This is a genomic window from Flavobacterium notoginsengisoli (assembly GCF_042686225.1).
Classification (GTDB): Bacteria; Bacteroidota; Bacteroidia; order Flavobacteriales; family Flavobacteriaceae; genus Flavobacterium; species Flavobacterium notoginsengisoli.
The window spans coordinates 121,725-147,134 of record NZ_JBHUOT010000011.1 but is presented as its reverse complement, the minus strand read 5'-3'; the positions used below and the strand labels follow the sequence as shown (position 1 = coordinate 147,134).

Annotated in this window: 16 protein-coding genes; 8 read left to right on the top strand and 8 right to left on the bottom strand. The window is 34.4% G+C overall.

What is annotated here, in order from left to right; genetic code table 11:
• Positions 1-43 precede the first annotated feature (43 nt).
• The 4 genes from ACFS3A_RS21555 (at position 44) to ACFS3A_RS21540 (ending at position 9,936) form a co-directional block, all read left to right on the top strand.
• Entirely contained in the window at positions 44-1,996 is a 1,953-nt protein-coding gene (locus ACFS3A_RS21555) for a PKD domain-containing protein (protein WP_379827630.1), read from the top strand.
• A 115-nt stretch (positions 1,997-2,111) separates the two neighbouring features.
• On the top strand, positions 2,112-4,769 hold the full coding sequence (locus ACFS3A_RS21550) for a CHAT domain-containing protein (RefSeq protein ID WP_379827629.1): 2,658 nt from the start codon (positions 2,112-2,114) through the stop codon (positions 4,767-4,769).
• Positions 4,705-5,142 carry a retropepsin-like aspartic protease gene (locus tag ACFS3A_RS21545; protein WP_379827628.1) on the top strand — a complete coding sequence of 146 codons (438 nt, stop codon included), beginning with the start codon at positions 4,705-4,707 and terminating at the stop codon, positions 5,140-5,142. The genes ACFS3A_RS21550 and ACFS3A_RS21545 overlap by 65 nt, the downstream gene beginning before the upstream one ends.
• 57 nt (positions 5,143-5,199) lie before the next feature.
• Complete coding sequence (locus tag ACFS3A_RS21540) at positions 5,200-9,936, top strand: T9SS type A sorting domain-containing protein (RefSeq protein ID WP_379827627.1); 4,737 nt, start codon at positions 5,200-5,202, stop codon at positions 9,934-9,936.
• Between the two features lie 70 nt (positions 9,937-10,006).
• Here the strand turns inward: ACFS3A_RS21540 and ACFS3A_RS21535 are convergent, their stop codons facing one another.
• The 6 genes from ACFS3A_RS21535 to ACFS3A_RS21510 form a co-directional block, all read right to left on the bottom strand.
• Positions 10,007-11,245 (bottom strand): TCR/Tet family MFS transporter, encoded by a 1,239-nt coding sequence (locus ACFS3A_RS21535; protein ID WP_379827626.1) that lies wholly within the window; start codon positions 11,243-11,245, stop codon positions 10,007-10,009.
• Positions 11,246-11,390: 145 nt separating this feature from the next.
• Entirely contained in the window at positions 11,391-14,567 is a 3,177-nt protein-coding gene (locus ACFS3A_RS21530) for an efflux RND transporter permease subunit (protein WP_379827625.1), read from the bottom strand.
• A 133-nt stretch (positions 14,568-14,700) separates the two neighbouring features.
• Positions 14,701-15,768 (bottom strand): efflux RND transporter periplasmic adaptor subunit, encoded by a 1,068-nt coding sequence (locus ACFS3A_RS21525; RefSeq protein ID WP_379827624.1) that lies wholly within the window; start codon positions 15,766-15,768, stop codon positions 14,701-14,703.
• Between the two features lie 12 nt (positions 15,769-15,780).
• Positions 15,781-17,115: a TolC family protein gene (locus ACFS3A_RS21520; protein WP_379827623.1), complete on the bottom strand. Its 1,335-nt coding sequence runs from the start codon at positions 17,113-17,115 to the stop codon at positions 15,781-15,783.
• A gap of 87 nt (positions 17,116-17,202) precedes the next feature.
• On the bottom strand, positions 17,203-17,802 hold the full coding sequence (locus tag ACFS3A_RS21515) for a TetR/AcrR family transcriptional regulator (protein ID WP_379827621.1): 600 nt from the start codon (positions 17,800-17,802) through the stop codon (positions 17,203-17,205).
• A 109-nt stretch (positions 17,803-17,911) separates the two neighbouring features.
• A complete protein-coding gene (locus ACFS3A_RS21510; RefSeq protein WP_109191406.1) occupies positions 17,912-18,433 on the bottom strand; it encodes a YceI family protein in 522 nt (173 codons plus the stop codon).
• A 267-nt stretch (positions 18,434-18,700) separates the two neighbouring features.
• Between ACFS3A_RS21510 and ACFS3A_RS21505 the strand changes: the two genes are divergently transcribed.
• Positions 18,701-19,675: a polyprenyl synthetase family protein gene (locus ACFS3A_RS21505; protein WP_379827740.1), complete on the top strand. Its 975-nt coding sequence runs from the start codon at positions 18,701-18,703 to the stop codon at positions 19,673-19,675.
• Positions 19,676-19,739: 64 nt separating this feature from the next.
• Positions 19,740-20,093, top strand: coding sequence for a hypothetical protein (locus ACFS3A_RS21500; RefSeq protein ID WP_379827620.1), 354 nt, complete (start codon positions 19,740-19,742; stop codon positions 20,091-20,093).
• A 13-nt stretch (positions 20,094-20,106) separates the two neighbouring features.
• On the opposite strand, the gene ACFS3A_RS21495 is transcribed toward ACFS3A_RS21500, so the two are convergent.
• Positions 20,107-20,514: a hypothetical protein gene (locus ACFS3A_RS21495; protein WP_379827619.1), complete on the bottom strand. Its 408-nt coding sequence runs from the start codon at positions 20,512-20,514 to the stop codon at positions 20,107-20,109.
• A gap of 59 nt (positions 20,515-20,573) precedes the next feature.
• Entirely contained in the window at positions 20,574-21,125 is a 552-nt protein-coding gene (locus tag ACFS3A_RS21490; protein WP_379827618.1) for a hypothetical protein, read from the bottom strand.
• Between the two features lie 116 nt (positions 21,126-21,241).
• On the opposite strand from ACFS3A_RS21490, the gene ACFS3A_RS21485 reads away from it, so the two are divergent.
• Both ACFS3A_RS21485 and odhB read left to right on the top strand, forming a co-directional pair.
• Complete coding sequence (locus ACFS3A_RS21485) at positions 21,242-24,016, top strand: 2-oxoglutarate dehydrogenase E1 component (protein WP_379827616.1); 2,775 nt, start codon at positions 21,242-21,244, stop codon at positions 24,014-24,016.
• Between the two features lie 74 nt (positions 24,017-24,090).
• On the top strand, positions 24,091-25,335 hold the full coding sequence (gene odhB, locus ACFS3A_RS21480) for a 2-oxoglutarate dehydrogenase complex dihydrolipoyllysine-residue succinyltransferase (RefSeq protein ID WP_379827615.1): 1,245 nt from the start codon (positions 24,091-24,093) through the stop codon (positions 25,333-25,335).
• Positions 25,336-25,410: the final 75 nt, after the last annotated feature.

Genomic DNA, 25,410 nt, shown 5'->3' with positions numbered 1-25,410 from the left:
TGAAATTTCCCCAAGAAATTTTAAGCCTCAAAACTATCTAGTTATGAAACCACATCTGTCTATTTTCTTTATTCTATTTTCTATTCTCTCAATAGGGCAAACCAAAGTAAAAGACACCATAACCCGAAGAGCAAATATCAGTTTCATTCAAAACGGAAATCAGGTTTCTTATAAACCCGAAACACCGCCTTTGATTCCGATTGCGGGGGCGCCAAAACCAAGTTATTCTTATTTATGGGAACTGGGCGACGGACATTACAGCAAAGAAGCCGAACCGAAACATGTTTATAAAAAGAAAGGCACTTATACCACTAGACTTGCCGTAACGAACAATTACGACAACGGAAAACCTCCTGCAACGCGCCCGAAAAAAGTAGCTGTTAATGATATTACAGATACCAATTATAAAGACATTGCTTCGATTGCAGATCAGAACGGTTTTGCGATTATCAAAAATTGTGATCCAATTCCGGAGCAGGAAATGGTAGTCGTAGTGAGTTATCAAAATCTGGAGAATTATGTTGCCAACGGAAAGTTATATTTGTTTTATAATGAAAAGCAATTCAAGCACAATAATTTCGAATTGAGCAATTTCAGAACTTATGCCGGCGAACGTGAAGTCAAAGAAAACTTAGTCGCTTCAGTCGATGATTTGAATGATTCGAATAATTTTCTGGCTTCCGCCGAAGGGAATTTCAAAACCAAAAAATACCGAAATACAACAACTGAAGAAGATTTGGACGCATCGCTTTTAGATGCCAATAAAACGTATCACAATGTTTCGGTTTTAGAATTTGATGATGCCAATCCAGGCGAAACCCGAAATGTTTTTTACACTTTCAAAACCACTCCCGAAATGATTAAAGATACAAGCGCAACGGTTACGATGCGCGGTATTTTTGTTCCCAACAGAAGTTATAAAAACCATAAAGTGAAAAATCTGGAAATGGAAATTGTGACTTCTCATGATCCAAACAAAATGGGATCTAACGGAAGATTTATGAATTACAGACTGGTTCGTTTTAAAAGAGTCAATTTTAAAACCCGTTTTCAAAATAACGGCGAAGGCCCGGCAAGAAAAATTCGTTTAGAAACGGATGTTCCGGATATGTTTGACAAAAAGACTTTCCAGATTGAAAGCATGTATCCCGAATGTCCGATTTGTCCAAAAGGCGAAGAACCAACCGTAAGCTGTTTGGATACGATTATCAAACAAAAACAGATCATTTTTACTTTTAAAAATATTTATCTGCCGGGAACGGAACAGAAAAATGTAAAGGAAAAAGACAGTACAAAAGGTTTTGTAAAATACTCCATGAAGTTTGGCGAAGATTTTCATAAAGTAAAAACCAAAAGCCGAACGTCTATTATTTTTGATAAAAACGAACCGATAATTACCAATTATGCCACTACCCGATTCCTGCCTGGACTTTCAATTGGCGTAAAAGCGGGTTATAATTTTTATCCCGATTTAGATAAATCTACAAGTTATTTTGTTGGTGCAACGCTTTCGCCATTTAAATCGTATCGCTTTTATTGGCAGGTAGAATGGGTAAATGCTTTGAATCAATACAATAGTGCTGTAAATGTCACAGACGAATTTAACACTAATGCCAACGGAACAAGACAGTTGGTTCGTACCACAACTTCGACGGAAAATAAAAATATCAATTGGGAAGTTCCTGTTTTAATTCGCTACAATATCAATAATTACATTGGTGTTGGTGCGGGAATTCAGGCGAATATTAATGTTTCTTCTGAGCAAAACCAATCGATAAAAATTGATACTTATGAAGGTGATAAGGAGAACTTTTTGATTAGTTCTACAACCAGTTCAGATAAAGTGAAAAACAGTTTTACAGATGTAAAAACAGGTCTTTTATTTGATTTGACAGCAGGTTTTGCGAGAATTGGACCAAGTTTAGGCGCGCGATATGTGATTAATTTTGAACAGAATTTTAATTATTTTCAGGTTTATGGAATTTGGAAATTTTAGAGGTTATTCCGCAGAGATACACAAAGTTTACACAGAGATACGCAAAGTTATTTTTGCTTTGTGAATCTTTGCGAAAAAAACTTTGTGAATCTCTGTGAAATTAAAAAAGCTTAATATGAACTTATATCACTTATATGGTTTTATATTCCTTTTCCTGAATCTGAATGTTTTCGGACAAAATCAGGAGGATAAAATATATAATGCTGTGGATGGTTTTACCGCAAATCCTTCCGCGGAAGCGTTACAAAATCTCAGGAATATTGAAAGTGATTTTTGGAAAAGTGCAAAATCAAAAACCAAAGACGAATTATTGGCAATTGTTATTTTAAACTGCAACAAGGCCTATTATGAAAATCAGTTTGGGCAGACTTTAAAAGCGGTAAAAAGCTATGAAAATGCCTGGATGGTTTATCAGAAATACAAACTGCAACATTATGATATTGTCGAATTCTGTTTAAAGCCTTTAGGGAATTTATACACAGTTTTGGGCGATTATAAAAACGCAGAAAACATTATCAAACAGTACTATTTTATTGCAAATGCAGAAAAAAATAAAGGCCAGAAAGTTGCTGCGATTCTAAATTTATCAAATGTTTATCAAAATTCAGGAAGAGTCAATGAAGCAATTGAAATGCTTGAAAAAACAATTGATTCAGAAAAAATAACTCCATCTCAAAAAGGTCTTCTATTAAATAATTTAGGCACAAATTATCTTTTGAAATCTAACAATGGAGACTTTTCGAATGCTGAAATTGCATTTTTAAAAGCCGTTCCGTTACTCCAAAAAGATAAAACATATTCTGAAAATTTATTTAATACTTACATCAATCTTTATAGAATAAAAACTGCTTACAATTCAAAAGAAGCTACAGCATATTTTGAAAAAGCAGCGAACATTTTTGATAAATTACCTCAGCAGGAACCCCGAAAAAAAGCAAAATTTTATCTGGAAAAAGCTTTTCTTTTATTGAAGCAAAATAATGTGGTGAATGCGCAATCTGAACTCAAAACAGTATATAAAATACTATTGCCAAATTATAATTATACAAATCAAAAGAATATACTTCCTGACAGAAATACACTCTATGCAGAAACAGTTTTGCTTGATGCTTTAGATTTACAGGCAGAAATTTTTCTAGCAGAAAACGAACCAAAAAATGCTTTAAAAAGTTATTCTCTTTCCTTTCACATTGAAGAATTATTTCAATCTATTTTGGTTTATGAAGATTCTAAAATTATAACTCAAATTAGAAACCGAAACCGAACAGAAAAATGTCTTGATATTTACAAACTGCTTTTCGAAACGGAAAAAAAACAAAGTTACATTGATGCTGCCTTTATACTTACCGAACATACAAAATCTGTAGTTCTAAAAGATCATCTTAGGAATCTTGAATCCTTGCCAAGAGAACAAAAACTGATTCTGCAGCAGATGCAGAACTGGAATACTATTATTCTAAAAGAGCAGCAAAAAATGGAAATGGCCAATATTTCAAAAATAAATGAGGCCATTCAAAAGCAAAACAAATTAATGCTGCTATATAAATCAAATGAAGAAAAATACGATCAAACCAGTCAAGCCTCTTTTGATTTACAAAAATTATATACCAAACTTCAAAAAGATGATGCTATACTGTACGAATATTTTTGGGGCTATAAAACACTTCATCTTTTTACCATTGAAAACAATCAGATCAAATTAAAATCTATTTGCATTGCACATATATGTAGTGAACCAGTCATAAGATTTACCAGACTTTTTCATAAACCCGAGAATATTACCAATGATATTGGAAATTACCAAAAGATGGCTTTTATTGTTCATGAAAAACTTCTTTTACCTTCAAAATCTGATTCTAAAAATCTTATTATTATTCCCGACGGACTTTTAAATTCCTTACCTTTTGAAGCTTTAATAACGAAAAAAACGAAAACGACCAATTTTGCCAAAATGTATTATTTGTTAAATGATTTCAATATTGCATACAATAATTCGGCTGAGTTATATTTAAATACCAACGTACTTTCCAATGGCAAAAAGAACATTTTAGGTGTTTTCCCTATTTTCGAAAACACCAATTATACGCTTCGTTTTTCTAAAAATGAATTGGAATCTATAAAACATAATTTTGAAGGGCAGTTTTTTGAGAATGAAAATGCCACGTTCTCTAACTTTAAAAATAATACAGCAGAAAAATCGATTATACATCTCAGCACACATGCTTCTTCCGGAGATCTTGAAACACCAGCCAGTATTAGATTTTACGATCGGGAAATCTTATTCTCAGAATTGTATAACTTAAAGCTTAATCCTGATTTAGTAGTTTTAAGTGCCTGCGAAACCGGAATTGGGAAACTGTATAAAGCAGAAGGCGCTATGAGTGTTGCCAGAGGTTTTCAGTTTGCAGGAGCTCGAAATCTGTTGTTTTCGTTATGGAATGTAAATGATTATACAACTTCTGTATTTATGGATGATTTTTATAAAGAGATCAAACATAATGTTTCTTTTGTAAAAGCGACTGCCAATGCTAAAAGAGAATTCTTAAAAGATGAAACGATTCCGAATGCCAAAAAATCTCCCTATTACTGGAGTGCTTTTGTATATTATGGAGCTATTGAAGAAACAGAAAAACCAACAAATTATATCTTCTATATCATTAGTTTTTTGGCTATAATTGGCTTATTTTTGGGTTTCAATCATTACAGAAATGGAAAATCTTCACAAAATTCTCAAAATAGAGAATTACAAAAAAATAAAGTTCAAAATCACTAAAACCCAGCATTTACAGATAAAAGCCAAAATTAATGGTATTTCCGGAACTTTTATTCTGGATACTGGTGCATCTAACACCTGTATCGGATTTGAAAGTATTGAGCGTTTTGAACTGGATGCTAAAAACTCTAAAACAAAAGCTTCCGGCGCTGGCGGAACGGGAATGAAAACACAGATTTCATCTCAAAACAAGTTACAATTAGGAAGCTGGAAAAATAAGGATTTCAGTATCGTTATTTTCGATCTTTCGCATGTTAATGAAGCTTTAGAATCTTTTAAAGCAAAACCTGTTCATGGTATTATCGGTGCGGATGTTTTACTGGAAGGAAAAGCGATCATTGATTATTTTAATCATTATTTGTATTTAAAATAATGTAATGTAAGTTTTTTCATTATATATTTGTCGAGCTATTTTAACAAATATAACCGTATGAAAAAAACTCTACTTTGTCTTTTTATTTTATTAACCAATCTATTTTACGCGCAAGTCACCACTGTTACTGTGTGTAATAATGATCCCTTTAATTTAACCACACTTAAGCCAAACTTTATTGGCAATTTAAATCCTGCAGAAACAACTGTCACCTATTTTTTAAGTGAAAATAATGCATTAAATAATACTAATTCAATTGTAAATCCAACTGTTTATAAAGGAGCTGTAGGTACAACAAAAATCTACGGCCGAATTGATAATAAAGGTACAATTACAGTTAATTATGCAGATCTTAATACATTGCCTTCTTTAAATGTAACTGCATCCAACAAACCAATTTTATGTAAAGGAACTAATACCTCCTTAGCCATAAAAGCAACAGGAGGAAGTGATTCCTATTCCTATTCGTTGAATGGAAGTTCTTTTGCCAATTTGGATTACTACGATAATCTGCCTGCTGGGGTTTATAATATTAGGGTTTTAGATAAAGTAACTAACTGTACGACTTCTTTTAGTTATACTATTACGGAGCCTGCTGCTTTAGTAGCAACCGTAGCAACAACAAATCAAAACACTTTTGTCACTGCAATTGGAGGAACAAAACCTTATAAATATTCTGTAGACGGAGTTAATTATCAGACAAATAATTACTTTTCAAATTTAGCTCAGGGAAATTATAATATCATAGTTTCAGATTCTGAAGGTTGTTTAACTTCTGTTCCGGTTACTATTTTACCTGCTTTAACTTCTTCGACAACTATAACTTCTGGTCTAAGCTGTAATAGGGATATGGCAACAATCTCAATTACTGCTGCTGGAGGTAAAGCTCCATACGTTTATTCGGTAAACGGAGTTCCTTATCAGTCAGGCAATATTTTTTATAATTTATATGCTGGTACTTATACTGTAATGGTAAAAGATGCTTTAAATACAACAAGTACAGCATCACTTTACATTGAACCTTATTTACCACTCCAGTTTACAAAAACTATTACAGCTCCAAATTGTTATGGAGGAACTGATGGAAAAGTAGAAATTTCAACTCTTGGAGGAAGATCTCCTTATTCGTATAAAATCGATAATGGTCCAGTGGTATCAAGCAATATTTTTAGTAATCTGACTACTGGATATTATACAATAGCTGTTATAGATGCGTTAGGATGTTCTGATAAATTTGACATATTTGTACCAGAAACTAGCCAAATGAATATAGTTGAAAGTGTTACAAATGCAGGCATTGATAACAATAATGGAGAAATTAAAGTTACTGCTTCCAATGGAAATCCTTCTTATACTTATTCTCTTCACAATAATAATGGTACAATATTAAAAGGCCCGCAGAGTTCTAACATTTTTTCAGGTCTTTCGGCTGGATCCTATCAAGTTAAAGTCACCGATTCAAAAGGATGTTTTGCTACTAGATCTTATATCGATGTTCAACAATCTACAATTATTGCTAACTTAACTGTAAACTCGATAACATGCAATAACCCTAAAGGATCAATTGAAGTTGTCGTTACTGGAGGAGTTCCTCCGTACCAATATTCATTGGATTATGGCAATTACACTTCTTCAAATGTATTTAATAACTTAACTCCTCAAACTTATACAATAAGAGTTAAAGATGCACAAAATGGAAGAGTTTCTCTTTCTGGTACAGTTATTCAATCAACTCCTTTAACACTTTCTACCAAATTAGACACTCCGGTTTTTTGTAATGGAGAATCAACTGGTACCATTCTTTCGACACCAAGCGGAGGAAAAAGCCCTTATACGTATTCGATAGATAATGGAGTGACATTTCAGTCTAGCAGATATTTTTTAAATCTAAAGGCAGGTACTTACAACATTACTACAAAAGATGCTAATAACTGTATTGCTGTTAGTTCAATTACATTATCAGAGCCACCTGCATTAACTGCAACATATCAAATTGTTAACGATCAAAATATATTTATAACTGCTTCAGGTGGCAGCAACCTTTATACTTATTACATTACCAATACTACAACAGGAATTCAATATGGTCCAGAAACTGTAGGTGCTTTTACTAAATTACCTCCTGGACTTTATACTCTTGAACTTGGAGATTCTAGTGGCTGCCGTTTTTCTCAATCTGGAATAAAAATTGAAGCTTCACAATCTACAGCATTATCTGCTGTTTCAGTTGTCAATCCTGCTGGTTGTTTAAGTTTAGGAAGAATAGTTGTTTCTGCAATGGGTGGTAAAACTCCTTATCAATATTCAATAAACAATGGAACAAATTATTCATCAACAAATAGTTTTTCTTCGCTTACACCAGGCACTTATGCTGTCAAAGTTCGCGATGCTGACTTAAATACAACATCTCATTCTGTTACAATTAACCCTGTAGGTTCAGCTCCTACAATAACTGCTATTGCGACCAATGTAACCTGTCAAGGCCTTAAAAATGGAACTATTTCAGTAAAAGCAAGTGGCGGATCAGGTACTTATAGTTATAGTTTAAACGGAGTTCAACAAGGTCGCGATACATTTTCGAATTTAGCCCCTGGTAATTACACGATAAAAGCACAAGATATGAACCTGTGTACGGCCACGATAACGGTTGTAATAACAGAACCAAATGCTCTAAACGCAGCTGCAAAAGTTGGCCTTAATCAAGATATCACAGTTAATACCACAGGAGGTTCTGCTCCATACTCTTATTCTCTTGAAAATGAAAACGGAGTACAAGTAGCAGCTCCTCAAAGCAGTAATATCTTTAGTAATTTAGCAACTGGACTTTATACCGTAAAAGTAATTGATGCCAATGCTTGTAGTGTAACTTTAACAAACATAAACGTAATACCAGTAACAGAATTATATGCCTCTGCTACTGCAACCAATATAACGTGTAGTAATCCAAGAGGATCAATACAAATTGAGGCAATTGGTGGTGTTAAGCCATATCAATATTCATTAGATGATTTAACTTATGTTTCTTCAAACTTATTTGAAAACTTAGATGCCAAAAACTATGCGGTAAAAGTTAAAGATGCTCAAAATACTGTTTTCAATTTGAATGCGACAGTTGCTCAAACAACTCTTTTAACCGTTTCTGGAACAATAGAAACTGACATCCATTGTCCTGGCGATAATACGGGCTTTATTAGCGCTTTGGCAAAAGGAGGAGCTCAACCTTATCAATACTCAATTGATGGAATAACTTTTAAGTCTAATAGATATTTTCTCAATCTGAAAGCTGGAAACTATACTATTACTGTAAAGGATAATAATGGATGTATAGCTGTAACGTCTCCTTTAATTTTATCTGAACCTACTCCGCTATCTGGAACTTATACAATTGTTAACGAAGAAAATATCGTTCTAACTGCAACTGGTGGAAGCACTATATACGGTTATTCTCTTGAAGATGCTAATGGTGTTAAATTTGGCCCAGATCAAACAGGTCGATATACAAAGTTAGCCCCAGGCACCTATAAAGCAATAATTAATGACTCTAAAGGTTGTGCTTTCCAAATATCCGGAATAAAAATCGAGCCTTCGTCATCAACAAACTTAACTATAGCAACTTTTGCAGATCCTGTAACTTGTACGTTTCGTGGAAGGATAACCATAATTGCAAAAGGCGGTAGAGCTCCTTATCAATATTCATTAAATAATGGAGAAACTTATTCTTCATCAAATGTAATTGTTGGTTTAACTGCTAATTATACCTATCCTGTAAAAGTACGTGATGCAGACCTTAACACGGTTACAGCTCAAGTACCAATGACCTTAAGCGACTCTGCTACTAGATCAACTGCAGTTGTTACAGATGTAAGCTGTGCTGGAAATAATGATGGAAAAATTAAAGTTGTACCGTATAACAATGAAGGTCAACATCTTTATTCGATAAACGGAAGTCCAGCAAGTACTTTAGACACATTTGAAAACTTAGCACCAGGGAATTATACAGTATCAGTACAAGACAAGAATTTTTGTCAATACTATTTTATAGTTGTAGTAAAAGAACCGACGCCATTAATTGCAAATATTGAACTCGCACCAAACACCTTAACTGCTACTGTAGTGGGAGGAAATGCTCCGTACTCATATACTTTGGAAAACGAGAATGGTACATTATTATCACAAACCACAAATACTTTTAGTAATATACCAGCAGGTCTTTACAAATTGCATGTTATAGATGCAAATAGATGCAGTATTTTAATGGATGTTACTATAGCTCCTCCTGCTCCTTCAATTGAAGGAAAAAACACTTTAACTGTAGAATTCAAACAAGGCCAGACTTTGGGTGATCTTACTATTGATGGTCAAAATATTAAATGGTACAGTACTCCGGGCGCTACAACAACTGGAAAAACAGGTAAATCTGCCGAAACTACTTTACCTTTATCAACTATCTTAGTTGATGGTGTTACTTATTACGCTTCTCAAACCATAAATGGAATTGAAAGTAAAAATCGTCTTGCTGTAACCGCAAAAGTAAACGGTTCTCTTTCTACTCCAGACTTTGAATTGGCGGACTTCAGATTTTATCCTAATCCTGTAAAACATATTTTGAATATTCAATACAAATCAATAATTGACGATATTCAAATTTTCTCCGTTTCAGGACAATCTGTTTTATTCAAAAAAATAAATAACACCCATTCTGAAATTGATTTGTCTAATCTTCCGAGAGGAATGTACATTTTAAATGTGAAAACTGACGGAAAGGAAAAAGCAGTTAAATTTATTAAAGAATAGTAAATTCAAAAGAACAATAAAAAAGCCTTCATATTCGATTATGAAGGCTTTTTTATTTCAGTATTTTTTATTACTCTGTAATATCAGTTTTTGGAACCGCATGTTTTTTCAGTGAAAAATAAGCAACAATCGTACTCAATAACATTAAAACTCCTCCCAAGATAAATGGCGCGCCAGCAAATTTAAAAGGCGCATCATTATGAGTAAAAAAGTAGAATGTATTAGCCATCATAGGCGGACCAATTATAGAAGAAGCACTCATTAAACTAGTTAAAGTTCCCTGAATTTCTCCTTGCTCACTTGGTGCAACTTTACTCGCTACAACCGACTGTAATGCTGGTCCGGCAATTCCGCCAAGACAATATGGAATTAGAAAAACAAACATCATCCAGCTTTCTGTTGCAAAAGCAAATAACAGCATTCCAATTGTGTATAAAGCCAAACCGATGTAAATACTTTTCTCATTTCCAATTTTAGGATTAATAAAACGAACTAATCCGCCTTGTACTACGCCAACCAATAATCCAATAATTCCTAATGAAATTCCAATCATTCTCTCATCCCAATTGAATTGGTAAATAGTAAAAAAACTCCAGTTACTTTGTACGGCGTGAGAACCTACGTACAATAGAAAAATTGCCGCAATTAATCCAATTAAAGTAGGATGTTTTCTTAAACCTAAAATAGCTCCAATTGGATTAGCACGTTTCCAGTCAAAAGGTCTTCGGTTTTCTTTTTTAAGTGATTCCGGCAGAATGAAAAATCCGTAAAGGAAGTTTACCATACACAAAACAGCTGCTGCATAAAAAGGAACTCTGGATCCGTACTGTCCTAACAATCCTCCTATTACAGGCCCAATAATAAATCCTAATCCGAAAGCCGCTCCAACTAATCCGAAGTTTTTGGCTCTGTTTTCAGCAGTACTTACATCTGCGATATAAGCAGACGCTGTTGTAATACTTGCTCCGGTTACACCGGCAATAATTCTTCCGATAAAAAGCCAGATAATGGTTGGTGAAAATGCTAATAAAAGATAATCTAACGAAAATCCGAAAAGTGAAATTAAGATGATTGGCCTTCTTCCAAATTTATCACTCAAATTTCCAATTACGGGAGCAAATACAAACTGGGTTATCGCATACGCGAAAGTTAACCAGCCGCCAATTTTTGCCGCTTCACTGATGTCTCCATGAATTAGTTCTTCAATTAATTTTGGAATCACAGGAATAATAATTCCCCATCCTGTAATGTCAATTAACATGGTTATGAAAATAAAACCAATGGCTGCAGATTTGTCTTTTTGTAGCATAGTTATTTTTGTAAGGAGATGCAAATAAACAGATTTTTCAATTAACAATAAAAAAATCCCAAGTTCCTTTCAATTGGAATTTGGGATTTTTTATTGTGAAATTCCGAATTCGGGTTCGAAATTTCACTATCAAAAATTAAAACTATTAATGAGTGTGTTTCGGATTGAAACCGTCTTCGCTTAATTCTGTATGCTCATAATCGGCAACCATTTCAGCTTCGTAATCGATTTTTTCTCCTTTAGAGAATTTTCTAATGATTTTCTCCATAATGTCATAGATCACAGGAACTACGATTAACGTAAGGAATAATGAAGAGATCAAACCTCCAATAATTACCCAAGCCAATCCGTTTTTCCATTCTGCTCCTGCTCCTGATGCTAATGCAATTGGGAACATACCAAATACCATCGCAATTGTTGTCATTAAGATTGGACGTAAACGAGCGTGGTTAGCCTGAATAAGAGCGTTTCTAATTGATTCTCCGGCTGCTCTTCGCTGATTCGTATAATCGACAAGCATGATCGCATTCTTACACACCAGACCAATCAACATGATTACCCCTAAAATCGTAAAGATATTTAAAGTATTATTGGTCAATGCCAATGCAAATAAAACTCCAATGAACGAAAGCGGAATAGCAAACAATACAACAAACGGGTGAACGAAACTGTCATACAATCCAACCATTACAAGGTAAACCAAAATAATAGCTGCTAATAATGCGATTCCTAAAGTACCAAATCCTTCAGATTGGTTCTCCTGGTCACCACCCCAGATGTAATTAACTCCTGTTGGCTTTTGCAATTTATCTAATTTTGCCTGCCATTGCTGAACAATTGTTCCTGCTGGTACCCCAACATTCTGACCTTGTACCGTTACAGAAGCTGTTTTATCTCTACGCTCTAATTTACTTGGTCCTGAACCTTCAGTAATGGTAGCAAATTGGTTTAATTTAATCTGCTGACCTGCGTTGTTTATGAAAATCAGGTTACTAACGTCTGTGATGTTTTTTCTATCAAATTCGTTGTATTTAATGTTGATATCATATTCGTATTCACCAGCTCTGTATTTACCATCAGTATTACCGCTATAAGCAGTCTGCATTGTTAAACCAACTGTTTGCAACGTCAATCCTAAAGCAGCCATTTTATCTCTGTCAACCTGAACGTTGATTTCCGGGTTTCCGTCCTCAACTGTTAATTTAATCTCCGTTGTTCCAGGAATGGTACGTAATTCAGCTTCAGCCATTTTTGCAAATTTCATGGCACTTTCTACGTTCGGACCTGTTACGATCAAACCTAAAGTCGCATCTTCTGCCGTTCCTAAGATACCTACAGGCACTGTTTTTACTTTAGCACCAACTAATATTTTCTCCAGTTTACGTTTTGTTTTAGCTGCATAAACGTTAGCATCATCCGTACGATCTTTTTGCTCGATCATTTTAACGTCGATCTCTGCTTTGTAAGCTGTAGCCTGCGCTGCTCCTAAACCTTCACTGGTTTGACCTACTGTTGTAATCTGACTGAAAACGTATTTTTCTCCTTTTAAGAAAGCTTCTGCTTTTTGCGTCATAAAGTTGGTTTGCTCCAACGAAGCATCTTTTGGCATCTCAATTTGTACTAAGAACTCACCACTATCAGATGATGCGAAGAACTCTCCTCCAATATAACCACCTCCCATTAACCAGAAGATTGTACCAAAGAACAATACCAAAATAACTCCCATCGTCTTAATATAGTGATCTAAACACCAGTTAAGTAAGTTCGATACCCAGTCAGTAAAACGAGTTAAGTAACTTTCAAATCCAAGAATAATTCTTCCAAAAAGGTTTTTACCTTCAATATGCTCCAATTTTCCAAAACGAGAAGACAACCACGGAATAATTGTAAACGAAGCCAATAATGAGAACATCGTAGAAATAATTACCGTAACACAGAATTGTGTAATAATGTTCGATACCAATCCGGTACTCATTGCAATTGGTAAGAACACCACCACAATTACTAATGTAATCGAAGTTACGGTTGCACCAATCTCGGCAGTTCCGTCATAAGCGGCACGGATTCGGCTTTTACCCATCTCCATGTGTCGGTAAATGTTTTCCAATACCACAATCGCATCATCCACAAGAATACCAACTACAAGAGATAAACCAAGTAAAGACATTAAGTTAAGTGTATAACCTAACAAATAAATACCAATAAATGTTGCGATCAAAGAAGCAGGAATAGATACCATTACGATCAATGAGTTTCTAATACTGTGCAGGAAGAACAACATTACAAATGCTACCAGAATAACTGCAATTAACAAGTCATGTACAACAGAATCTGCTGCTTCAAGCGTAAATACAGTACTGTCTTTTGCAACTTCTAATTTTAACTGAACCGATTTATAATCCTGTTCTAAAGTTTTAACTGTTTTAATCAACTGCTCACTTACCGCAACGGCATTCGCATCCGATTGTTTTACAATTTGAAGTACAATGGCACTTTTTTGATCTACACGCGCGATTTTCTCTGCGATCTTTTGTGTATCCTGAACGTCAGCGATATCTCCTAAACGAACCTGAATTCCGTTTTGAGAAGAAACTACTAAGTTTCTTAATTCTTCAACGTTTTTATATTTACCCGCTAAACGGATTAAGATTTTTTGATTACGAGTCTGGATGTTACCCGTTGGGAAATCCAAGTTAGATGTCAAAATAGTCTGCTGAACCTGAGGAACTGAAAGTCCGTAACCCTGCATTTTTACAGCGTCAAGGTTTACCTGAATCTCACGCTCCTGACCACCAATAATGTTTACCTGAGCAACCCCTGATACACGAGATAAAATTGGAGCAATCTTTTTATCAATCAAATCGTAAAATTGTGCTTCGTCCATTTTACCATTCGCTCCTAGCGTCATAATTGGTAAATCACTCAAAGAGAATTTAGTTAATGACGGCGGATCGGCATCGTCTGGTAAATCACTCAAAATTGCGTTGATTTTACGCTGTGCATCGTTCATCGAAATATCAACATTCGCATTTGATGTCAATGTGATCGATACTACAGATAAACTCTCATAAGATTTCGAATCAATTTTCTTTATATTTTCCAGAGAGGCAATTGCATCCTCAATTTTTTTGGTAACAGTATTTTCAACCTCACTTGGAGAAGCTCCAGGATATACAGTTGAAACCGTAATTACGTTGGTTTCGAATTTCGGAATCAGCTCGTAGCCTAACTGGCTATAGCTGAACAATCCACCTAGAGTCAGAATTGTAAACAATACAATTACTAACGACGGACGTTTTATGGATATTTCGGCTAATTTCATATGTTTTTTTATTAAGTCCTTAGTTTTTTAGTTCCTAGTCCTTAGTTTTAATTCCTCGTTTTTTAATGTTACCTAATTCTAGGCACTAAAAAACTAAGGACTATGGACTAATTCCCTTAATAACTAATTACTCTTATTTAATAATTTCTACTGTATTTCCGTCTTGTAAGTTGATCTGACCTGTAGTAATTACTACATCTCCATCATTCAAACCATTAATGATTTCAACTTTATCTCCTAAAATTCTTCCCGCAACAACTTTTTTCAATTTTGCTACTTTATTTTCTACTACGAAGATTTCGTTACTGCTCACACTTCCAACAAAAGCATTTCTAGGAACCACTTTTAAGTTTTGTTTTTGGTTGTTTGAACCAAAGTTTGCTGTTCCGTACATACCTGCTTTTAAGTCATTATTAGCATTATTTGTAATTTCAATTTCAACAGGGAAGTTTAAAGAAGCATCTGCTTTTGCAGCGATAAATGTAATTTTTCCAGAGAATGTTTTATCAGGATAAACACTAGCAGTAATGTTTACTGTGTTTCCTAATTTTAAACTTGCTACCTGGCTTTCGTTTACTGTAACTGTTAATTTTAATTTAGAAACATTTACAATATCAAATAAAGCAGTTGCTGGCATTCCTGCTAAAATAGATCCCGGCTCAACATATTTTTTGTTGATGTATCCGTTAATTGGAGCTTTTACTCTTGTATCACCAACATTAATTTTAGCCTGAGTATAGTTAGACTGAGCATTTGTTAAAGCTAATTTTGCCTGATCTAATTGTTGTTTTGTAACACCACCGGTTTTAAAAGCATTCTCATATCTTGCATAATCAGATTTAGCATTTTGGTATGCTGCTTCAGCTGCCTGAGCATTTACATTGATTACGTCACCTCTTACTGTTAAAAGAGTTTGTCCCACTCTTACGTAATCACCTTCTTTTACTAAAACGCTGATCACTTTTCCGGATTTTTCAGCAGAGAAAGTTAATTCCTGAATTGGTGCAAAGTTTCCGTTTGCCGTAAAACCAAGATTTACATCTTCTGTTTTTACAGTTGCTACTTTTACAGAAACTGCAGCATTTTTTTCTGCTACAATGGCAGTTTTACCTTCATTTTCAGCCTTATTCTTATTTAAAATGTAGTTAATCCCGACAAGAGCCACGACTATGATTACGATTGTTATAATTATTTTTTTCATTGTAATAATTTGTTATTTAGTAAGAGATTTTAGTTCGCCTTTTGATTTAATTAGAGATATTTCGGCAATTTTATAATTTAAAACTGCTCTGGTGTAATTATTTTGAGCTTCAAGTGATGCATTTTCTGCGTCCAGCAAATCGGTTAAAGATGCTAGTCCCTGAAGATAATTGTTTTTGGTGTTGCTAAGAATTTCACTAGCTAAACGCATATTTTCTTGCTGATTCTGAATTGTCACCAAATTATTATCGATTTGTGCCATTGCATTTTTATAATCTAAATCAAGAGATAATTTAGTGTCTTTGATATCTTCCTGAAGAGATCTAATTTCGACATCTGCTTGTCTTACTTTTGCACGAGTACCAAAACCTGTAAAGATTGGTACGTGTAAGTTTAACCCAATTGCAGAGAAATCTGACCAATAAACTCCTTTTTCCGGTTTTGCAAACCAAGGAAATTCAGGACCTTGTCCGATATAATTGTAACCAGCAGTTAATGAAAGTGTAGGGTAATATCCTGCTTGCATTGCTTTTTTATTGTAAACCAAAAGCTCTTCTTGTTTTTTCAAAAGCAGATATTCTGTTCTGTTTTCGATATTTGGTTCTTGAGTTAAAGCAGCTGGGACTACTTCAAATTCTTCTTTTGGTAAAACGATTTGAGTTTCAATAGGCATACCCATATAAAATTTCAAAGCATTTTCCTGTAATGTAATTTGATTTTTTATCTGTTGGCGTTCTGTATCTATGTTAGACATTTTAACGACAATACGATCTAAGTCAATTTTTTTAGCCAAACCGTTATCAAACTGTCCTTTTACAATATCGCGAACTTTGGTAGTGTTTACATAATTACTATCCAAAAGCATCAGTCTTTCCTGCTGAACATATACAGAATAATAGTTATTCGCAACTCTCTCAATAACTTGCTCTTCTGTCAATTGATCGTTTATTTGATAAAACTCACGAGTAGATTTTGCTGCTTTTAATCCCGTAAAAACAGATTGATCAAAAATGGCCTGAGTTAAAGAAAGTCCTGCAGTCGAAGTCCAAGTCTGACCAAATGCTGCCTGGATTGTAGTTCCCGGCTGACCAAAACCTGCTCCATCAATAACCGTAGTCTGAATAATTGGATTGTATGTTAAGTTTCCGTTCGCAGAGATTTGCGGTAACGCTCTTGAACGTACTTCCTGAATTTTATATTCGCTGTTTTCAACCTGAAGTTTTGCTTTTTTCGCATCAGCTTTATTTTGAAGCGCATAATTGACCGCGTCTTTCAGAGTTAAAGTAGTGGTTTGTGCGGCGGCAGATAAGCCTATTGTACACAAAACTATAAGAAAGATTCTTTTCATAAGTGTTACTATTTATTAAATTTGAGATGAGACCGTCATTGTTTCTTTTACCCTCACACAGAAAAATGACGATTAATTTTGGAATGGTTAATTATTGATTCTTTTTAATTGCTTTTCTAACTCCTCGACTCCTTTTTCAGTAGCCATTGCACGAGTATGGTATTCTAATGCTTCTAATTCTATTCTTTGTGCTTCACTTTCAGAAACCGTATTTTCATTAATATGAAAAATTAGTGTGTAATAAAACTTCACATACACTTCTACATTCAAATCACTTCTGTAAAGTCCTTCTCGAATTCCTTTATCAATATTATCTTTAAAACACTGTGTACATTGATCTATTTCTATTGAAAGGATATTTTGGTAAATCTCAGGATAATGTTTTTTCAGCTGGTAAATTGGAGAAGTATCAATATTATTTTTAAACATATCTCGAAACATTTCCCTAATTTCAAAATTCTCATGAATCGCATTGTAATTCTTAGCTATAATGGTGTCCATAATTTCGTGAACCTGGCTATGAACCATTGAAGTACTCTCTTCAATCAAAACTTCTTTATTACAGAAATATTTGTAAATCGTTTTCTTTGAAATACACATTTCTCCTGCAATATCATCCATTGTAACACTCTTAAAACCAAGCTTTAAAAAAAGTTCACTTGCTTTTGCTATTATTTTCTCTTTCATTTTAATTCTCTCAATTCTCTTACAAATATAGTTAGGAAACTAAAATCTAAAAAAATAGTTTCCATGATATTTGTAATAATTTTACATTAAATTAATAATTATGTAAGATTTATATGCTAAATTCCAGATTAGCGATTAATTTGATATCTTTTCCAAGAGCCAGACCTCCATTGTGATGAAATGAATTATAGTCTAACCCAAAGTCCTGACGTTTGATATCGCCTTTAATTTCGAAAGCCACTTTTTTCTCTCCGTTATACGTATTTACTCCAATAAATTCTGCATCAAGTTCAACCACTCGTGTTACATCTTTTATCGTTAGATCTCCTTTGAAGAAATTAATATTGTTATTTATCTTTTGAAATGAAGTCGATTTAAAACTAATGATAGGATGTTCATCTACATCAAAAAAATCCTGAAGCTGTAAATTAGTATCAATTTGTTGAAAGCTTTCGGTTTTATTATTAATATCCAGTGAAAATTCAACCGAAGCATCTTCAATTTCATTATCTTCAAGACTCACATAACCGCCAAATTTGTTTGTTGTTCCTCCCAAATAAGCAATTATCGAATGTCTCATTTTAATTAAAACATCTGATTGTGTAGAATCTAAGGTCCATGTTGTTTTCATAAATAACTGATTTTAATGAGTTTATAATATCTCAAAATCGATATGGAAACTTTTACAGTGTTCTTAGTTTCCATTCAACGCTGCAAATATAAACAGGAAACTATAAATACCAAAAAAGTTTCCAAGTTTTTTTCAAAAAAAATTAACAAATTCATTCTTAGCTCCTTTCGCGTAAATATTTTAAGTTTTTAAAGCATTTAAAATTTAGAAACCAATAATTCATAATTGAATTGTATCTTTGAAGCTCGTAAATCAGAATTTCATTTTATGCACGATATTAGTCAGTACCAGGATTTTTTTATTGATTATTTAAAAAAACAAAACATTCATAAAGAACCTGTAAACCTCTATGAGCCGATCGAATATATTTTAGGACTTGGAGGAAAACGCATCCGTCCCGTCTTAACTTTAATGGCCGCAGAAGTTTTTGATACTGATTATTCCGTTGCCCTTCCCGCAGCTATGGCTGTAGAGGTTTTTCATAATTTCTCACTTGTTCATGATGATATAATGGATGATGCGCCTTTGCGAAGAGGACAAGTAACGGTTCACGAAAAATGGAATCTAAATACCGGAATTCTTTCCGGAGATGCCATGCTGATTTTGGCTTATCAATACTTTGAACAATACGAACCAAATGTCTTTAGAAATCTAGCAAAATTATTCAGCAAAACCGCTCTTGAAGTTTGCGAAGGGCAGCAATGGGACGTAGATTTTGAAACTCGTAAAGATGTTACAATCCCTGAATATCTTAAAATGATTGAATACAAAACAGCTGTTTTAGTTGCCGCCGCCATGAAAATGGGCGCGATTGTAGCCAAAACATCTGAAAATGAAGCCGATTTAATTTATGATTTCGGATTAAACTTAGGCTTAGCTTTCCAGTTACAAGATGATTATCTGGATGCTTTTGGAGACCCGGAAACTTTTGGAAAACAAGTTGGTGGCGATATTATTGAAAACAAAAAAACCTATTTATACCTAAAAGCTTTGGAGTTTTCTTCTAAAGAAAAAGCTTCAGAACTAGAGCAGTTATTTACTTTGCAATTAGAAAATAATACTGAAAAGATAGAAACTGCAAAAGCTATTTTCAACGAATCAGGAGCTTCAAAAACAACACAAGATGCTATCGAAATGTATACTTTAAAAGCTTTTGAAACTTTAGAAAAAATGGAAATTAATGCCGAAAAGAAAGACGTCTTAAGAACTTTCGGCGAAAATTTAATGGGACGTAAAGTTTAGTGTTCAGTTTTCAGTGTCAGTATTCAGTAAATCTACAATCTAAAGTCTAAAATCTAAAATAATTATGTTTGTAGCACCCGTAAATACCGAATCATTATTAGCGCAAGCGCAGGCAGAGACTTTATATCTAAACTTAATTGAGCAGATTAATAAAGATTTTAATCTGGCTAATGAAGGAATCGATTTTCCGTTAAGCATTTCTCCTGAAGAATTAAAAATTCAGCTTCACGAAAAAATCTACAGAATGATTCAGTACAAATTTGCTGAATATTTGAATCTGCTTTACATTATTGATGTTCCTGAAAACGAAATCAAACAACTTGATGGATCAGATTTGGTAATTCTTGCCGAGCAAGTTGCGTTTTTGATTTTAAAAAGAGAATGGCAGAAGGTTTGGTTTCGTAATTATTATAAATAGAGGCATCAAAACACTAAGCTCCTAAGGTTTTTTCTTGCTGAATGCCAAATAGCTCTCTCATAAACAAACTTATCTTCCAGCAGTCATCAATATTTTCATTATCAAAACATGCCCAATAATAGATTGTATATTGATGAATAGTAAAATTGTCTTCCAGTAAATGCTTTATTATACTTAAATATTCTTCAAAAAGTTTATCTGTATTCAAATCTTCAGTCGCTTGAATAATAGCTTCCATAAGAACAAACTTCTCATCATCATCTGTTAACTTCCTGTAATAACTAATATATTTATCTATTTCATTTGGACTGGCAACTTCATAAGGCCAATCCTGCATCCAATCCTCATATGGCATATTCAACTCTTTAACCAGCTTTTGAATCGCCTTTGCTGTACCGCATCTAAATTCAGGTTCTATCATAAAAAATATTAAAAAACTTAGCATCTCAGCCCCAATAACTATCGGGGTAGCAACTTAGATTAAAAATACACTCTCACAAAAGGCATAAATCCAGATCCGTAAAGGCTTTTATTAGGATTATACAAAACGTCGTAACGAGCTCCAATCGTCACACTTCCAGTTCTGTAACCTGCGCCTAGATATAAAGCAGTGTTCCAATAACTATCAGAAAAAGCGGGTCTGTTTATATTGGAATCATATCTTGTATCTATTCGCACTTGTTCTAATTCAGCAGATAATTGAATTTCAGGAATAGGATTTACGAGCCCAATTAAGCTTCCGCCATAAACGTACGATTCATAGTAATTCTTTGAACTTAAGTAACCAAATTGTAAACCAACACCAACGGCAACAATTTCGTTAACATTGTAAATAGCACTTGGCATTACAGAAATGTCTGTATAACCAGAACCAATTCCTAAACCGAGACCTCCTCCAAATTGAACTTTTTCCCAGAAGTGATTGCTGTTATCTATGACATACTTTTGCTGCCCCGATACATTCGTTGAAAATAAAACAGCCAAAATCACAAAAAAGAAATTGAAAACGATTGAAATTTGATTTTTCTTCATAGTTAACGTTTATTTTAACAAATTTTTACGTAAAAGTACGTAAAAAAAAGATTTAAATAAATGTGATTGTTGTACTTTTGCCTTTCTATATAACAAAAAGTATATTCACTCATATTATGGATAGGTTTTCATTTTTAAACGCAGCGCATACCGAGTTTTTTGCACAATTATACGATCAATATTTAGTTAACCCAGACAGCGTTGAGCCTAGCTGGAGAAGTTTCTTTCAAGGTTTCGACTTTGGACAAACAACTTATAACGACGAAAATCCAGTGCAAACCATCGTTGAGTACGTGACTAGCGACAACACAGATTATAGTCAAGTTTCTGAAAAACTAAAAAAAGAATTCAACGTTCTTAAATTAATTGACGGATACCGTACGCGCGGACATTTATTCACGAAAACAAATCCAGTTCGTGACCGTAGAACTTCATCTCCAACATTGGATATCGAAAACTTCGGGCTATCTACAGCTGATCTTTCAACTGTTTTTGATGCTGCTCAAACTATCGGATTAGCACCATCTTCTTTACAAGATATCGTAAATCGTCTTAAAGCTATTTACTGCCAGCATATTGGTATTGAATATATGTATATTAGAAATCCTGGCGTTGTAAAATGGATTCAGGATAAATTAGCTGTAAATGTTAATCAGCCAAATTTCTCTTCAGCAGAAAAGAAAACTATTTTAGACAAATTAAATGAAGCTGTATCTTTTGAGAATTTCCTTCATACTAAATATGTTGGACAAAAACGTTTCTCATTAGAAGGTGGAGAATCTATCATACCGGCTCTTGATGCTTTGATCGAGCAAGCTGCTGAAAAAGGTGTAGAACAATTCGTAATGGGAATGGCTCACCGTGGTCGTTTGAACGTTTTGGCAAACATCTTCGGAAAATCTACTCAGGATATTTTTGGTGAGTTTGACGGAAAAGATTACGATCAGGAATATTTTGATGGTGACGTAAAATACCACTTAGGTCTTACGGCTGACAGAAAAACAAGATCCGGAAAAAGCATTAACATCAATTTGGCACCAAACCCTTCTCACTTAGAAACAGTTGGAGCTGTAATTGAAGGTATCACAAGAGCAAAACAAGATAAATATTTTGCTGACGATTTCTCTAAAGTATTGCCAATCGCCGTTCACGGAGATGCTGCAATCGCAGGTCAGGGTATTTTGTATGAAATCATTCAAATGGCACAACTTGACGGTTACAAAACTGGAGGAACAATCCACATTGTAATCAACAATCAGGTTGGATTTACAACTAACTATTTAGACGCTCGTTCATCTACATATTGTACAGACGTTGCTAAAGTAACTTTATCTCCAGTATTACACGTAAATGCTGACGATGCTGAGGCTGTTGTACACGCTGTATCTTTTGCATTAGATTACAGAATGCAATTTGGACGTGACGTATTTATTGACTTATTAGGGTATAGAAAATACGGACACAACGAAGGTGACGAACCTCGTTTCACACAGCCGGTTTTATATAAAATCATTGCTAAACATAAAAACCCAAGAGACATCTACGCTGAGAAATTATTATCTGAAGGCGTAATCGATGCATCTTATGTAAACGGTTTAGAAAAACAATACAAATCTGCTTTAGAAGAAAACCTAGAAGCTTCTCGTAAAAAAGATTTGACTATCATTACACCATTCATGAAAAACGAATGGGAAGGATTTGTTCAGGTAACTGATACACAAATGCTTCAAAAAGTAGATACTACTTTCGCTAAAGAAGGTTTAGATTCTATCATCAACACCATTTCAACTTTACCATCTGACAAAAAGTTCATTAATAAAATAACTAAAATTGTTACAGACAGAAAAGTTGGATACGATAACAATACTCTTGACTGGGGAACTGCAGAAGCATTAGCTTACGGATCTCTTTTAACTGAAGGATTTGATGTTCGTATTTCTGGTCAGGATGTTGAGCGTGGTACATTCTCTCACCGTCATGCAGTTGTTAAAGTTGAAGATTCTGAAGAAGAAGTTATTCTTTTAGATGCAATCGAAAACAAAAAAGGAAAATTCGGAGTATTCAACTCTCTTTTATCTGAATATGGAGTTTTAGGTTTTGATTACGGATATGCATTAGCAAACCCAAAAGCCTTAACCATCTGGGAAGCACAGTTTGGAGATTTCTCTAACGGAGCTCAAATCATGATTGATCAATATATTTCTTGTGGAGAAGACAAATGGAACAACCAAAATGGTATCGTTTTATTATTGCCTCACGGATACGAAGGTCAAGGTGCTGAACACTCTTCTGCAAGAATGGAACGTTACTTACAACTTTGTGCAAGACATAATATGTATGTTGCAGACTGTACAACTCCAGCAAACTTCTTCCACTTGTTGAGAAGACAAATGAAAACAAACTTCCGTAAACCATTGGTTGTTTTCTCTCCAAAAAGTTTGTTGCGTGATCCAAGATGCGTATCAACAGTTGAGGAATTAGCAACTGGAAGTTTCCAAGAAACAATTGACGATAATACAGTAGATAAAAAGAAAGTAAAAACTTTAGTTTTCTGTACTGGTAAATTCTATTATGATATTGTGGCTGAAAGAGAAAACAACGGAAGAAATGACGTTGCAGTTGTTCGTATCGAGCAATTATTTCCTTTCCCTGTTGAGCAGATTAAAGAAATCATTGCAAAATATCCAAATGCCGATGATTATGTTTGGGCGCAAGAAGAGCCTAAAAACATGGGAGCTTACAGCTTTATGTTAATGAACTTTGATCTTGTTAAATGGAGATTAGCTTCATTAAAAGCATACTCTGCTCCTGCATCAGGAAGTTACACACGTGCAAAACGTCGTCACGCAGATGCAATTAGAATGGTATTCGATAAAAATTTATTCAGATAATAAAAAAATGTTTCCAGTTTCAATCCCGATAGCTATCGGGATTGAAACCATAAAAACCTTAAACAAAAAATAAGATGATTTTAGAAATGAAAGTCCCATCACCAGGGGAGTCAATAAAAGAAGTTGAGATTGCAACTTGGTTAGTAAAAGACGGAGATTATGTAGAAAAAGATCAAGCAATTGCTGAAGTTGATTCAGATAAAGCTACTCTTGAATTACCTGCTGAAATGAGTGGTGTAATTACACTAAAAGCTGAAGAAGGTGATACAGTAGCAGTTGGCGCTGTAGTTTGTTTAATTGATACAGATGCTGCAAAACCAGCAGGCGATGCAACAGCAGCTCCGGCAGCTGAGGCTCCAAAAGCGGAAGCTCCGAAAGCAGAAGTAAAAGCTGAGGCTCCAAAAGCAGAACCAGTTCAGGCTCCGGCAGCTACAAGTTATGCAGCTGGAACTCCATCTCCTGCAGCAAGAAAAATATTAGACGAAAAAAATATTGCTCCAGCAACAGTTTCAGGAACTGGAAAAGGAGGAAGAATCACTAAAGATGATGCTGTAAATGCAGTACCTTCTATGGGAACTCCAACTGGTGGAAGCCGTGGAACTGAGCGTACAAAATTATCTATGTTACGTCGTAAAGTAGCAGAAAGATTAGTTTCAGCTAAAAATGAAACAGCTATGTTGACTACTTTTAACGAAGTAAACATGACTCCTATTAACCAAATTCGTAACGAATACAAAGATGCTTTCAAAGCTAAACATGGTGGTTTAGGTTTAGGTTTCATGTCATTCTTTACAAAAGCAGTTACAAGAGCTTTACAATTATATCCGGATGTTAACTCAATGATGGATGGTGATTACAAAATCGCTTACGATTTTGCTGACATCTCAATCGCAGTTTCTGGACCAAAAGGATTAATGGTTCCTGTTGTTCGTAATGCTGAATTATTAACTTTCCGTGGAATTGAAGCTGAAATCAAAAGATTAGCTTTAAGAGCTCGTGACGGTCAAATTACAGTGGACGACATGACTGGAGGAACTTTCACAATCACAAACGGTGGTGTTTTCGGAAGTATGTTATCTACTCCAATCATCAACCCTCCTCAGTCAGGAATCTTAGGAATGCACAACATTATCGAGCGTCCAATCGCTGTAAACGGAAAAGTGGAAATCCACCCAATGATGTACGTTGCTCTTTCTTACGATCACAGAATTATCGACGGACGTGAGTCGGTTGGTTTTTTGGTTGCCGTTAAAGAAGCTTTAGAAAATCCAGTAGAATTATTAATGAATGGCGATGCTAAACGTGCTTTAGAATTGTAATTGTAATAATTTTCAACAATACTTAAAAACCTGTTCATCAATTTGAACAGGTTTTTTTTCTTAATACTGTCTTAA